General features: G+C 51.3%; 16 protein-coding genes. 9 read left to right on the top strand and 7 right to left on the bottom strand.

From position 1 onward, the window contains the following. Positions 1–253 (top strand): hypothetical protein (locus Q7V48_14465; protein ID MDO9211931.1); only part of this gene is annotated, 253 nt, incomplete at its 5' end. Between the two features lie 128 nt (positions 254–381). On the opposite strand, the gene Q7V48_14460 is transcribed toward Q7V48_14465, so the two are convergent. Genes Q7V48_14460 through Q7V48_14445 form a run of 4 tightly spaced genes read right to left on the bottom strand, consistent with a single transcriptional unit; the run spans position 382 to position 3112 of the window. Continuing rightward, positions 382–945, bottom strand: coding sequence for a 2-oxoacid:acceptor oxidoreductase family protein (locus Q7V48_14460; GenBank protein ID MDO9211930.1), 564 nt, complete (start codon positions 943–945; stop codon positions 382–384). A gap of 11 nt (positions 946–956) precedes the next feature. Further along, complete coding sequence (locus tag Q7V48_14455) at positions 957–1724, bottom strand: thiamine pyrophosphate-dependent enzyme (GenBank protein MDO9211929.1); 768 nt, start codon at positions 1722–1724, stop codon at positions 957–959. Continuing rightward, positions 1721–2866 (bottom strand): 2-oxoacid:acceptor oxidoreductase subunit alpha, encoded by a 1146-nt coding sequence (locus Q7V48_14450; protein MDO9211928.1) that lies wholly within the window; start codon positions 2864–2866, stop codon positions 1721–1723. The genes Q7V48_14455 and Q7V48_14450 overlap by 4 nt, the downstream gene beginning before the upstream one ends. A gap of 9 nt (positions 2867–2875) precedes the next feature. Next, positions 2876–3112, bottom strand: a complete 237-nt coding sequence (locus Q7V48_14445) for a 4Fe-4S binding protein (protein MDO9211927.1) — start codon at positions 3110–3112, stop codon at positions 2876–2878. A gap of 202 nt (positions 3113–3314) precedes the next feature. Here Q7V48_14445 and sucD point away from each other — a divergent pair, with 202 nt between their 5' ends. The 5 genes from sucD to Q7V48_14420 all read left to right on the top strand — a co-directional run bounded on the left by sucD (position 3315) and on the right by Q7V48_14420 (position 7210). Then, complete coding sequence (sucD, locus tag Q7V48_14440) at positions 3315–4202, top strand: succinate--CoA ligase subunit alpha (protein MDO9211926.1); 888 nt, start codon at positions 3315–3317, stop codon at positions 4200–4202. 4 nt (positions 4203–4206) lie between these two features. After that, the gene (locus Q7V48_14435; protein ID MDO9211925.1) at positions 4207–4464 is read left to right on the top strand and encodes a 4Fe-4S binding protein; all 258 of its coding nucleotides are present in this window, start codon (positions 4207–4209) and stop codon (positions 4462–4464) included. Next, positions 4457–5611, top strand: coding sequence for a 2-oxoacid:acceptor oxidoreductase subunit alpha (locus Q7V48_14430; GenBank protein MDO9211924.1), 1155 nt, complete (start codon positions 4457–4459; stop codon positions 5609–5611). Before Q7V48_14435 ends, Q7V48_14430 begins: the two co-directional genes overlap by 8 nt. Then, entirely contained in the window at positions 5608–6501 is an 894-nt protein-coding gene (locus tag Q7V48_14425) for a 2-oxoacid:ferredoxin oxidoreductase subunit beta (GenBank protein ID MDO9211923.1), read from the top strand. The genes Q7V48_14430 and Q7V48_14425 overlap by 4 nt, the downstream gene beginning before the upstream one ends. 103 nt (positions 6502–6604) lie before the next feature. Further along, positions 6605–7210 (top strand): 2-oxoacid:acceptor oxidoreductase family protein, encoded by a 606-nt coding sequence (locus Q7V48_14420; GenBank protein MDO9211922.1) that lies wholly within the window; start codon positions 6605–6607, stop codon positions 7208–7210. 50 nt (positions 7211–7260) lie between these two features. Here the strand turns inward: Q7V48_14420 and Q7V48_14415 are convergent, their stop codons facing one another. Both Q7V48_14415 and Q7V48_14410 read right to left on the bottom strand, forming a co-directional pair. Beyond that, a complete protein-coding gene (locus Q7V48_14415) occupies positions 7261–7866 on the bottom strand; it encodes a CoA pyrophosphatase (GenBank protein MDO9211921.1) in 606 nt (201 codons plus the stop codon). A 202-nt stretch (positions 7867–8068) separates the two neighbouring features. Next, a complete protein-coding gene (locus tag Q7V48_14410) occupies positions 8069–8755 on the bottom strand; it encodes a thymidylate synthase (GenBank protein MDO9211920.1) in 687 nt (228 codons plus the stop codon). 283 nt (positions 8756–9038) lie between these two features. On the opposite strand from Q7V48_14410, the gene Q7V48_14405 reads away from it, so the two are divergent. The 3 genes from Q7V48_14405 (at position 9039) to Q7V48_14395 (ending at position 11790) form a co-directional block, all read left to right on the top strand. After that, positions 9039–10874 (top strand): thiamine pyrophosphate-dependent enzyme, encoded by a 1836-nt coding sequence (locus Q7V48_14405; GenBank protein MDO9211919.1) that lies wholly within the window; start codon positions 9039–9041, stop codon positions 10872–10874. Further along, entirely contained in the window at positions 10871–11458 is a 588-nt protein-coding gene (locus tag Q7V48_14400) for an indolepyruvate oxidoreductase subunit beta (GenBank protein MDO9211918.1), read from the top strand. Before Q7V48_14405 ends, Q7V48_14400 begins: the two co-directional genes overlap by 4 nt. A gap of 95 nt (positions 11459–11553) precedes the next feature. Next, positions 11554–11790, top strand: coding sequence for a hypothetical protein (locus tag Q7V48_14395; protein ID MDO9211917.1), 237 nt, complete (start codon positions 11554–11556; stop codon positions 11788–11790). Between the two features lie 187 nt (positions 11791–11977). Here Q7V48_14395 and Q7V48_14390 read toward each other — a convergent pair whose 3' ends face one another. Then, on the bottom strand, positions 11978–12340 hold the full coding sequence (locus tag Q7V48_14390; protein ID MDO9211916.1) for a hypothetical protein: 363 nt from the start codon (positions 12338–12340) through the stop codon (positions 11978–11980). Between the last annotated feature and the right edge of the window lie 156 nt (positions 12341–12496).

Below are 12496 nucleotides of genomic sequence, written 5' to 3'. Positions count from 1 at the left end.
TGCCCAAGGGGCTATAGAGGTCCATCGAGTTTCCAAAGTAGATCCAGAGGGCGAGGATTTATTGTCTATGGATTTCCTTTTCGTCACTCCGGAAATTGAGCAAATTTGGGAAAACCGCCAGAAAGTGGAGTGGGAAGAGGGGAAACTTTGGGTTGTTTCTCGGGAGGGGCTAATTCGCTTGAAGTCACTCCGGGGAAGCGGGCAGGATCTCGTTGATATTCAAAGATTGAAGGAAGAGCGAGATGAAAGTTGATATGTCCCCCAAGGCAATTTCCACCCGACTGAAACGAGTTGCACAGTTGCGACGCCTTTGCCTCTCTTTGGCTAAAGCCAAACCAGTCTCCAGGAAAAGCGAAGAGCCAAGAGCGGGGAGCACGGGGTTCAAGGTAGGGTGAGGTTTTGGTTCATAGCCAGGAACGCTGAGGAAAAATCGATCCCTAAAGCCAGTGCCCTCATATTCAATTCCAAAAATGATGGAAGGATCCGGCTGGTTACCGCCTGCAGAAGAGATTCTTCCTTCACGAGACCCAAAGCCTTGATGACGGCCCCGAGGAGGACCATGTTCGCTACCATTTGGTTCCCGAATTCTTTCAGGGCTTTTTCCGTAGCCGGGACCGGAATATGTTGGAGAGGGGATGAAGGATCGGGTTTAACCATCGGGGAATCGAAGAAAATGATTCCGGTTGAAGGGTTGATTTTGGTTTTATGCTGTTCATAGGCTCCCTGGGACATACAGGCCAAAACATCGGCTTCGGTGACCTCGGGGTAGTCGATCCAGGAATCGGAGATGACCACATCTGCTTTACAGGCCGAGCCCCGGGATTCTGAGCCATAAGAAGAAGTTTGGCCCACGTATTTTTTTTCGTTGACGGCTGCTTCGCCCAAAATCTCTCCCATCAAGATGATGCCCTGACCTCCCAACCCTGCAAAACGAACCTGGATCATAACGAGCCTCCTTAGTTTTCTTGGTTGACAAATTCCCCTACGGTGATCTTGCCCGGAAGTTCTGCCGGATCTAAACTTTTTGCTTTTTCCACGGAAATACAGTTTTTCTTCAGGGCCTGGAGCATGGCGAAGGCCGTCTGGAAAGCATTGCGCCGTCCGAATTGGGTGGGGCATGGGGAAAGGACTTCCACGAAAGCGAAGCCCTGGTGAGCCATCGCCTTCTTCAAGGTTCGGATTAAGGGAATGGGGGTAGCGACGGGATATCGGGCTACATAGGTGGCCCCAGCAGCTTCGACAAGCTTACATAGGTCAAAGGGGGGCTCTTGGTTTCCTTTAGGGGTGGTGGTGGTCAGGGAGCCGAGAGGAGTGGTAGAAGCCATCTGCCCGCCGGTCATGCCGTATATGAAGTTGTTTGCACAAACGACAGTCATATCCATATTTCTCCGGGCAGCATGAATGAGATGGTTGCCCCCGATGGAACTCAAGTCGCCATCCCCGCTGATGACCACAACCTTTAACTTAGGATTATAAAGCTTGGCCCCGGTGGCGTAAGCGATGGCCCTGCCGTGGAGAGTATGCAAGGTGTCAGCCTTAAAGTGCGGGCTAGGAATCCACGCCGCACAACCAATCCCCGAAACGAAGAGCATTTGCTTCATGTCATATTCAAGGTCCGCAATGGCCCGCAGAATAGCGCCCATCAGAATGCCATGGCCACATCCCGGGCAGAAAGGAGTAGGAAAAGCCTTCGGGTTGATCATCTGAAAAATTTTTTCGTTCATGCCATGTTCCTCCGTATTCCTTCAACGATCTCTCCTGGTTCAATGACCTCGCCGTTGGTCTTGGGTAAAGGTATGACCGGAGTGGAGGTGTATTTCTTAAGTTCGCCGGCAACCTGCCCCCGGTTCATTTCCGGAACGAAGATAATGCCGCATTGCCTTCCCAACTCAGCAATAGCCTCTTCGGCAAAAGGCCAAATGGAAACCAGACGGAGTAACCCCGCCTTGATCCCTTGGCTCCTGAGAGTCTTAACAGCACGAAAGGCAGCCCGGGCGGTAAATCCATAGGCCACAACGCCTACTGCGGCATCATCAAGAAAGTGGGTTTCAGTCTCGACGACTTCCCATTTAAAATCCTTGACCTTACGAACCAGCCGTTCGGTCAGGCGGGCCTGAACCGCGGAATCGGCAGTCTTCCGAAAACCCCAGGAGTCATGGGTGGAGCCAGTGACTAAAAGGTTGGCCCCTTCTCCAAAAGAAGGCATGGGGGGGACGCCGTTTGGCTCTTCGGTTCCAAAAGGAGGGAGGCCCGGAGCCTTGTAACGATCGTACACCTCCACTTCTTCCTTTACCACCAGCGTCTCCCGCAGGTGGCCTACGGCTTCGTCGGCAAGGATGAAAGTTGGGACGCGGAAACGCTCGGCAAGGTTGAAAGCTTTGATGGTCAGGTCATACATTTCCTGTACGGACCAAGGAGATAGAGCGATGATTTCATTATCCCCATGGGGGCCCCACTTAACCTGCATGATATCCCCTTGCGCGGGGCGGGTAGCTTGCCCCGTGCTCGGACCGGCACGCTGGACATCCACGATCACGCAAGGGGTCTCGGTGATTGTGGCATAGCCGATGGCTTCGATCATCAGGCTGATACCCGGACCGGAGGTGGCAGTCATGGCCTTGGCTCCGGCCCAAGAAGCTCCGATGACCGAAGAGATTGAGGCGATTTCGTCTTCCATTTGGATGAATACTCCTTCCACCTCGGGAAGGCGATGGACCATGCGGATCATGATTTCGCTGGCCGGAGTAATGGGATAGCCGGCATAATAACGACAACCGACAGCGATCGCTCCTTCGGCGCAAGCTTCATCCCCTTGCATGAAGTACCAGCCGGGTTTAAGGAAACTTTTAACTTTTTTCAGTTGCATGGGGGACCCTCAACTTTCCTTGGCCATGTGAATGGCTAAATCCGGGCAAAGCATCTCACATTGCCAACAATGGGTGCATTGCTCGGGATGGGCGGCGACCACGGGGTTAAACCCTTTCCCCGCGACTTCCGGAGATTTCTCGAAAACTTTCTTGGGGCAGGCTTCGAGGCAGATGTAGCATCCTTTGCACCATTTTTGGTTAATATGAATACTCGCGGGCTTTTTTCTCTTTTCTTTAACTGACAAGCTGTTATCTCCCTTCACCTTTTTTCGGCAAGGACCAAAACCTGCCTTGCGCAGCTAAAAATAATATGGCTTAGAAAGAGAGATGGAGTCAAGATTTTTCTAAGCCCTTGGGGGTTGAGCGGCAAACCTTTTTCTCTTGACGAAAGAGAGCCAAATTAATAATATAAAAGCAAGTTTTTGTTCAAAAAAAGGAAAAATTTTCATGAGTATCTTGGTGGATGAAAATACAAAGGTAATCTGCCAGGGGATTACCGGGAAACAGGGGATGTTTCACACCCGTCAGGCAGTGGCCTATGGGACAAAGATGGTCGGCGGAGTGACGCCTGGCAAGGGTGGGGGAAAGATGGATGACCTACCCATTTTTAATACTGTGGCCGAAGCGGTCCGGGAAAAAGGGGCGAACGCTTCGGTTCTTTTCGTACCCCCTCCTTATGCGGCCGATGCCATCATGGAGGCGGCGGATGCAGGACTGGAACTCATCGTCTGTATTACGGAAGGGATTCCTGTCCTGGATATGGTGATGGCCAAAGGATACCTTGCAGGGAAAAAGAGCCGCCTGCTCGGTCCTAATTGTCCGGGAATAACCACCCCCGGTAAATGTAAGATCGGCATCATTCCGGGATACATACATAAACCTGGAACCATCGGGGTGATCTCCCGCAGTGGGACGTTAACCTATGAGGTTGTTGACCAACTGACCCGCTTGGACCTGGGCCAGTCCACCTGCGTAGGCATCGGCGGGGATCCGGTAATCGGGTTGACTTTCGTCGATGTCCTAAAGCTTTTTGCAGAAGATGCCCAAACAGAGGCGGTCATGCTGATCGGCGAAATCGGCGGGGAGACCGAAGAAGAGGCTGCCGAGTATATCCGTTCCAGTCATTTTCCCAAACCGGTTGTAGCTTTCATTGCCGGGCAGAACGCCCCTCCCGGCCGGCGAATGGGGCACGCCGGAGCGGTTATCTCCGGGGGAGGAGGTTCAGCAAAAGGGAAAATGGAGGCCCTGCAGGCAGCGGGAGCTACTGTGGTTGAAAATCCGGCGGTTATGGCCTGGACGGTTAAACAGGTTTTAGAGAAAACAAAAGGATCATAAATCCATGGCTAAAAAGGGGAAATATTCCATAGAAATTTATAAAAGTTGGTGCAAGCGGTGCGGGATATGTGCGGCTTTCTGTCCGGCCGGGGTCTTGGCCCAGGATGGATCGGGGGCCCCTTATGTGGAAGATCCCGAGCGCTGTACCGGCTGCCAGTTATGCCAATTGCACTGTCCTGATTTCGCCATCAATGTCCGTTCGCCCAAAAAAAAGGAAGGAAAGAAAAGTACCGATAAGGTTGAGGAAGTAGCGAATGAATAATCAGAAAAAACCTGAACCCAAGGCGCAGCTTATGCAGGGGAATGAAGCCTGTGCCGAAGGGGCCTTGAGGGCGGGATGCCGGTTTTTCGCCGGTTATCCGATTACCCCGGCTTCCGAGATTGCCGAACGCCTCTCCTACCAGCTCCCCCAGGTGGACGGGACCTTTATCCAGATGGAGGATGAAATTGCCAGTATGGGTGCGGTAATCGGTGCTTCGCTGGCGGGGGTGAAATCCATGACCGCCACCTCTGGGCCCGGATTTTCGCTCATGCAGGAGAATCTGGGGTTTGCCTGTATGGCCGAGGTGCCTTGCGTGGTGGTGAATGTGATGCGGGGTGGGCCGAGCACGGGTTTACCCACCAACCCTTCGCAAGGAGACGTGATGCAAGCCCGCTGGGGCACCCATGGGGATCATCCCATCATCGTGCTCTCCCCCACTTCGGTCATGGAATGCTTTTCCCTCACGATAAAAGCTTTCAATTATTCAGAGAAGTACCGCACCCCGGTAATCCTCTTGATGGATGAAGTGGTCGCCCACATGCGAGAAAAAGTTGTCTTGCCCGATGCCAGCGAAGTGGAGGTCATCGACCGGGTTAAACCTTCCGTTCCCCCCGAATGGTACCTTCCTTACGAAGATACCAGTTTCGGCGTACCGCCCATGGGTATTTTCGGTGAAGGGTATCGTTACCACGTTACTGGATTGGTCCACGACATTCGGGGATTCCCCACGCTGCGGCAAGACGAGATTAAGCCGTTCTTACTCCGCCTCTTCCGCAAAATCTCTACCCACTTCAACGATATCCAGCTGTTTGAGAATTTTTTTATTGAAGATGCAGACCTGGTCATCGTAGCTTTTGGATGCACGGCCCGATCCGCTCACCGAGCCATGGTGGAAGCTCGGGCTCGGGGGATGAAAGTGGGGTTATTAAAGTTGATCACCCTCTGGCCTTTCCCCCGCAGGTTCGTAGAACCCCTGACCCAGGCGGGCAAAACCCTGCTCGTTCCAGAAATGAACATGGGGCAGATTTCCCGCGAAGTGAAAAGGGTCAACCAGGGGATGACCGAGGTAATTACCGTGAACAAGATCGATGGCACAATGATTACCCCTCAGGAGATCTTGGAAAAGATCGAGGAGGAGATGAAATGATCGAAGATCGACCCCTGATTTATAAGTACCTTCGCCACGATAAAAAATTTCCTCACGTTTGGTGCGGGGGGTGCGGGATCGGTATCTTATTAGGATCATTAATTCGGGCCATCGATCATATCGGCTATACGAAGGACGAAGTGGTCCTGGTATCCGGCATCGGCTGTTCGGGAAGGCTCCCAGTTTACGTGGACTTCAACACTTTGCACACGACCCATGGCCGGGCTTTGACCTTTGCCACGGGAGTTAAATTGGCCAAGCCTGAACTGAAGGTCATCGTCATCATGGGAGATGGGGACGCCACAGCCATCGGCGGCAACCATTTCATCCATGCGGCCCGCAGGAATTTGGAACTGACCGCGGTGATTGTGAATAACAATATCTATGGCATGACCGGCGGCCAGTACTCCCCCACCACCCCCTACGGCCAGCGAGCCACCACGGCCGTTTACGGTTCGGTGGAACATTCCTTCGACATCGCCCAACTGGCCGTTTGTGCCGGAGCCGTCTTTGCCGCCCGAGGAACTGTTTATCATGTGCGGCAATTGGATGGGCTCATCGAAAAAGCATTGCTTAAAAATGGTTTCAGCGTGGTAGAGGTGATCAGCCAGTGCCACACTCATTACGGACGGTTGAACAAACTGGGAAACCACATCGAGATGATGAAGGGGCAACGGGATAATGCTGTTCCCGTGGAGAAGGCCAGAAAGATGAGTCCGGAGGAAATGGAAGGAAAATTCGAGATTGGCATCCTGGTTGACCGGGAAGCCCCCAGTTACCTGGAAGAGTATAATAAAGTCCGGCAGAAGGCCAAGGAAGCCCTTTCGCTACAGTTATCCAAGGAAGAAAAAGAGGAAAGCGAGCGCCGAGAAGTTTCAGATAAACAATAATACAGTTCGAAGTGCGGAGTTCGAAGTTCGGAGTAAAAAAATAAATTTAACAATTTTTAATTTTAGGCATCTTACCTCACTTTAAGCACATAAGAGAGTAATTATGTTGGATCGATTTGAAATTCGGCTGAGCGGGACAGGCGGGCAAGGGTTGGTACTGGCCGGGATTATTCTGGCTGAAGCTGCAGGTATTTATGAAGGGAAGTACGTCGTGCAGACAGTCAGCTATGGGCCGGCGGCCCGCGGGGGGACGAGCCGTGCCGATATCGTGATCAGTGAAGGTGAGATTGATTATCCCAAAGCCATGGGATTGGACCTTCTTCTGGCGATGACCCAAATGGCCTGCGACGAATCCGCTTCTGAGCTGAAACCCAAGGGAGTTTTGGTAGTGGATTCTCAACTGGTTACGCAGGTTGTTAATCCCCGGGTGGTTAAAATTCCCTTCACTCAGATCGCTAAAGAAAAATGCGGGCGGGAACAGATGGCCAACATTGTGGCCCTGGGGGCGCTGAGTCAATTCATTCCCAGTATGCCAGCCGGTGCCGGGCTCGTTTCGCAGAAATCCATGGAAGTTGCGGTCATGTCGCGAATCCCTCCAGGAACGGAGAAGCTAAATAAACTGGCCTTCGAAGAAGGAGTCAAGGCCGCCGCCGAAATCCAGAAAACCCTCATCTTTGAAGAACCCTCCGCAGACAGCGACCAGATCTAATAACAGTAGGCAGAATACAGAATTCAGAATCCAGAATAATGCTTTTTCTTTTAATCTTCTGAATTTTGACTCCTGAATTCTGCCTTCTGGTTTTTTCCTTCCTCCGGCAGTAAATCCAAAAGCTGCTTCAAAATCCTGGCTGTAGCACCCCAGATGGTATGGTTTTGGTATTGGTAAAAATAAACCGGAAATGGCTTGCCATCCTTCATCCACATTTCCTGGCGCAATTGGCCTTCCTTCAGCAAGGCAGACAGGGGAGCTTCAATCACTTCAGCGATCTCGTGAGGGTTCACTTGGAATGGGTAGGGATAGGAGATAAGGGCGACGAAAGGGGAGACGCAGAAATCCGTTGTAACTGTACAGAATTCGTCTAACTCTCCCAATATCTTTACGTCCCTGGGGGCAATCCCCATCTCTTCTTGGGCCTCGCGCAGAGCGGTAGCCAGGAGGTCTTTGTCTTTTTTATCTTGCCGCCCGCCGGGAAAAGATATCTGACCTTTGTGGTGTTCTACTTTGTCGGTCCGCTTGGTGAGAAGAATATGATACTCACCGTCTTTCGTAAAAAGCGGGATAAGAACTGCCGCGCGCTTCAGCCGCTGATCTGGGAGGCAATTTTTAACCCGAGAAGCTAAGATTTCCTTGATCTTTCTTTCCATTTTATAATTGGTTACAGAGAACCCAGAGAGCACAGAGTTTAAAATAAAATCCTTAAAGCTTTTTCATCTCTATTTTCTCTTAATTCGTTGAGTAATTATTATGGCTTAAGGGAGAATAGTGTGAGTAGTCTGTTTTGTCATTGAATCTATAGTTTCTTGCTCTGTGACCTCTGTGATCTCTGTGGCAAAAATTATTTTTTAATCAGGAACGATAGGTCCGCATTTTGGCCAGGTCCCAGGTGTATTCGTAAAGGTGCAATCCTTTGGAGACGGCAATGATCTCCCCGTCCTCAACCCCGATCTGCTGGCCCATGTATTCCTTCAGGAGTTGCATTCCCGCCAGGTTAGCCGGGAAACCCGCCCAGAGGTCCCAGGAGCGGAAATAAACTACAAAATGGAGTTTGCCATAACGGACTCGGGTGTCGATCAAACGCAGGCAGGGGGGATCGGAGTTGATGATGTCCTGAGGCATGCCCACTTCCATGGTAGCCTGGTTGGTTCCCGAACCCGCGGTTTGATACATCTTGACCACTTCCTCAATGGGATTTACTCCTAAGGGAACCCCATTAATTTTTGGGTTCGTCAAACGTTCCCCATAGGTGTAAGTTTCTTCTTTTTCACGCTCGTCAGTGATCCAGTAGCGCATATACTGGTTTACATATTCCATGGTTGTTGGGGCAGGAATTCCGAGCCCCGGGGGAATGTCCGGAATCAGGGGCCGGGTCCCGGGATAATGAACCTGCACGACCACAAAATCAAATTCCCGGCGTTGCTGCCCCTCGAAGCTTCCTTTATCGATCTTGTACACATGCCCGGAGTCGAGGATACGATACACGCACTGGAACCAGGCGTCCGGTAGATCTCGGGCCTCAATGAATTCAATTTTCATCGTTTAACCTCGTAGAAATTTTTCTAAGTAAGTATCAATATGGCATGGAATGGCTTCCATTTCAACCTTCACCTGGGCTTTGGCCTCTCCCAATCTACGATTATGGCAATCAAATTCGGATTTTTAACTCCGCAATCCGCAATTTATGGACATCATTTTCCCTTGCTTAACTATTTTCTCCATGATAAAAATCATCATTGGCGTGAGAAAAATAAATAAAGGGAATGATTGTTAGCAAGTTATCCTTTTTAAAAACTCAACCTGAATCAGGAGAGATGTAAAGATGGGAGAGAAACGTTATGTCATGGGGGATGCGGCCATTGCCCGCGGGGCGCTCGAGGCCGGAGTCCGTGTGGTTGCCGGATATCCCGGTACTCCAGCCACCGAAATTGTCGATGAATGCCTGGGAATTCCGGGGGTGCATGTGGAATGGGCCAATAACGAAAAAGTGGCCTTTGAAATTTGCACCGGTGCCTCTCTTTGCCACGTGCGTTCCATGCCGGTGATGAAACACAACGGAACGAATTTTGTCACCGACTTTCTGATGCACGTCAACTTCACAGGAATACGGAGTGGACTGGTCTTGATTTCGGCCGATGATCCCGGGGGGCTCTCCTCGCAAAATGAGGAGGACACCCGTATTTTGGTACACCAGTATGCCCATTTGCCTATCTTTGACCCCTGCTCGCCTCAAGAAGCCAAGGCGATGATCAAGGAGGCTTTCGACCTTTCAGAAAAGACCGAATTGGTCTTCTGCCTGCGACCGGTCACCCGGGTCTGCCATGCCCGGGGCATCATTGAGTTTGAGGACCTACCCCAAGACTTGCCCGCGGCCCATTACGAACCTGACCGGGAGCGCTTCATCATGAGCGCGGTGGAGATGCCTAAGTTTGGGGGAGTGAAACGCCCGCAAATCCGCCACCGCTGGTTGAATGAAAAGCAGCCTCTGCTTCAAGAAATTATGGAAGGGAGTCCATACAACTGGGCCGAAAAGGGTGAAGGAAAAGTCGGATGGGTTGGCTGTGGGATGGGCTATACCCTAATCAAGGAAGCCGAACAGTACCTGAACCACAAACTCCCCCTTTTAAAATTGGGAACCCTCCCGTTGCCCCGGAGAAAGATAAAAGAGTTTGTCAAGGGATTGGAAAAGGTGGTCATCTTTGAAGAAACCGAACCCTTTGTGGAAGGGCTGTTCAAGAAGATCTTTCAGGAAGAGAAGATTGCCGTAGAGGTTTTAGGGCGAAGCGGGTTTGTTCCTTCGGATGGAGAATTAACTCTGCAGATGATTCTGGAGACCGTCTCCAAAGCCGCTCCCAAGGTAAAAGTCGCCCAACCGGAGGTTCCCACGATCGATGTTCATATCCCCATCCGTACCCGAACGCAATGCGTCGGTTGCAATTACCGAGGAATTCTCAACGCCTTGAAACAAACCGTGCGCAAATATAAAGGGATTGTAGCGGGCGATATCGGCTGCCATGATGCCGGATCTTTCAGGCCCATGGAACTTCAATCCACGATCTACTGCATGGGCGCTTCCATCCCCATGGCCAGCGGGATGGTCCTTTCTGGGGTGAATCGTCCCGTTTTCGCCTTTATCGGCGATTCCACTTTCTACCACAACGGCCTCCTGGGGCTGATGAACGCGGCCAACAACAAGATCAACGTCAACGTCATCCTGGGAGAAAATACTGTGACGGCTATGACCGGATTCCAGCCCCATCCCGGGACCGGAGTGACCCTGGCTGGAGAGAAGACGACACCGGTAAATGTGCCCAAGCTCGCAGAATCCATGGGCATCAGTTACCGGGTGGTGAATCCGTACGACATCAAGGAATGCCGGAGAGCACTAGAGGCGGCGGTAAAGGAAGAAGGCCCATCGTTGATTGTGTCTTCGATGCCTTGTTACTTGCTTTCTACCCGTCGGGGCCAGAAGGTTTTCGAGCCGCGAGAAGTGCGGTTGGATCCAGAGCGCTGTAACGGGTGTATGATCTGCATCAATGACTTTGGCTGTCCGGCAATATCTTTCGATAAGCAGAAAAAAAAGGTTGCGATCGATCCAATGATTTGCGTGGGCTGTGCGCTCTGCATTGATGTGTGTAAAAGGGGGGCAATCTCATGAAGATGGATGTGGTCATTTCCGGCGTGGGAGGGCAGGGGAATATCTTCGCCTCCGTTGTCATCTCTCAATACGCCATGAATAAAAAGCTGAATGTTTTTGGAGCAGAAACCATCGGGGCGGCGCAGCGTGGAGGTTCGGTTGTCTCGCATATCCGCATTGCTGAGGGAGCGATTTATTCTCCATTGATTTCAAGGGGGCAGGCTGACTTACTCGTTGGCATGGAGTGCGTTGAGATGTTGAGACACCTCCGCCTCCTAAACCCCACAGGTACGTATCTTTTAAATTCCATGAGAATTCAGACCGTATTGAATAACATGGGGCTTGATGAATATCCAGCCCATGAAGAGATTCTGCTGGCGGCCCGCAAGTACTGTCCCAACGGCTACGTAATCGAGGCCTCCGCCTTGGCCAAAAAACTGGGCAACATCCAGATGACCAACGTAGTCATGCTGGGAGCGCTAGTCAAAATCATGCCCTTCTTCGATTATGAGGGAGTTAAATGGCTGATCGAGGCTAACTCACCGGAGCGGTTCAAAGAAGCGAATATCAAGGGGTTTGAAGAAGGGTTTAAGCTGATCAATTAGCGGTCAGCTATCAGTTAAAATATAATTTCGGGCCAACGCTAGGGCGATCAGCGGCGCGAACGGAGAGAGCATCACCTGCAACAGGTTGCAATGGCTTGTTAGATTCCATATTGAAACATCTCGTCTGTCAATTGTCCATCTCCGATTCGGGTTACCGGTCCAACCATTACTATACCGAAGTTTTCATCTATGGCAATGCTGATTTTGGGACGAGGGGACGTGGTTCCGCTCGTTCCGTTGAGAGTTTGGAAAAAGCCGAAGTGAAATGGTCCTATGCTTTGTGGTCGCCGACTCAGCACAAGGCTCCCACCTTCCTAAACCGCAGAGGCTGAAGTGCTCAGGGCCCGCAATAACAGAACCATCGGAACTACGTTCCTAACCCACATACATCCCGAAAAATGTTTCGACGCTCAATCCCACGAATGATGATGTGATACAAAATTCCAGGAGCGTAAAGGCGAGCGGTTCTCGGCATATTTTTCTCCTGTCACAAGGTCTCTATCTCATCAATTGAATTATTTAAGGATGTCCCCCTTCCTTGGGCAGAACAGCACTCCAGCGCACGTCAGCCCTCACAAACTCAACCCCCAGCGCCGCAGCCTCTTCGAGGCCCCGACGCGCTTGAGACGCCTGGAAATCGTGATACTCCGGATGGTACGTGACTGCCGTTCCGCTGAGGTGCGTGGTTCGTATAACCGTCTTAGGGGTAACACTGGCCCAACCGTCGGCAGCTTCGCGTGAAATTAGAAAATCATTCTGCCACGGGGAATGAAAGGCTGCCGTGACAGCGAAGATCGCCACCTGCGGTACTCGATAATAAATCCCCACCGACACCAGGGACACCAGAATAGTAAGTGCGAGTAGCCTCATGCGCATCGACATTTTAGCCAGCTTTCCGGCTTCTCGGCAATATAGTTATCTATCACCTAAATTGAGCGATTCTGAATTGGAAAACAATATTTCCATCGCCAAACTGTAAACTTGGCATTTCTTACAGGTGCACGCAACTATTATATAGGCCTGACGCGTTCAAAAGCG

The sequence above is a fragment of the Deltaproteobacteria bacterium genome (assembly GCA_030654105.1).
Classification (GTDB): Bacteria; Desulfobacterota; SM23-61; order SM23-61; family SM23-61; genus JAHJQK01.
This window is presented reverse-complemented; position numbering and strand designations above follow the sequence as displayed.

What these genes read in the sequence shown, in the direction of transcription:
- Q7V48_14460 (MDO9211930.1), bottom strand. Translation starts at nt 945, where the DNA reads ATGATCCAGGTTCGTTTTGCAGGGTTGGGAGGTCAGGGCATCATCTTG.
- Q7V48_14455 (MDO9211929.1), bottom strand. Translation starts at nt 1,724, where the DNA reads ATGAACGAAAAAATTTTTCAGATGATCAACCCGAAGGCTTTTCCTACT.
- sucD (MDO9211926.1), top strand. Translation starts at nt 3,315, where the DNA reads ATGAGTATCTTGGTGGATGAAAATACAAAGGTAATCTGCCAGGGGATT.
- Q7V48_14410 (MDO9211920.1), bottom strand. Translation starts at nt 8,755, where the DNA reads ATGAAAATTGAATTCATTGAGGCCCGAGATCTACCGGACGCCTGGTTC.
- Q7V48_14435 (MDO9211925.1), top strand. Translation starts at nt 4,207, where the DNA reads ATGGCTAAAAAGGGGAAATATTCCATAGAAATTTATAAAAGTTGGTGC.
- Q7V48_14420 (MDO9211922.1), top strand. Translation starts at nt 6,605, where the DNA reads ATGTTGGATCGATTTGAAATTCGGCTGAGCGGGACAGGCGGGCAAGGG.
- Q7V48_14425 (MDO9211923.1), top strand. Translation starts at nt 5,608, where the DNA reads ATGATCGAAGATCGACCCCTGATTTATAAGTACCTTCGCCACGATAAA.
- Q7V48_14450 (MDO9211928.1), bottom strand. Translation starts at nt 2,866, where the DNA reads ATGCAACTGAAAAAAGTTAAAAGTTTCCTTAAACCCGGCTGGTACTTC.
- Q7V48_14430 (MDO9211924.1), top strand. Translation starts at nt 4,457, where the DNA reads ATGAATAATCAGAAAAAACCTGAACCCAAGGCGCAGCTTATGCAGGGG.
- Q7V48_14415 (MDO9211921.1), bottom strand. Translation starts at nt 7,866, where the DNA reads ATGGAAAGAAAGATCAAGGAAATCTTAGCTTCTCGGGTTAAAAATTGC.
- Q7V48_14400 (MDO9211918.1), top strand. Translation starts at nt 10,871, where the DNA reads ATGAAGATGGATGTGGTCATTTCCGGCGTGGGAGGGCAGGGGAATATC.
- Q7V48_14405 (MDO9211919.1), top strand. Translation starts at nt 9,039, where the DNA reads ATGGGAGAGAAACGTTATGTCATGGGGGATGCGGCCATTGCCCGCGGG.
- Q7V48_14390 (MDO9211916.1), bottom strand. Translation starts at nt 12,340, where the DNA reads ATGTCGATGCGCATGAGGCTACTCGCACTTACTATTCTGGTGTCCCTG.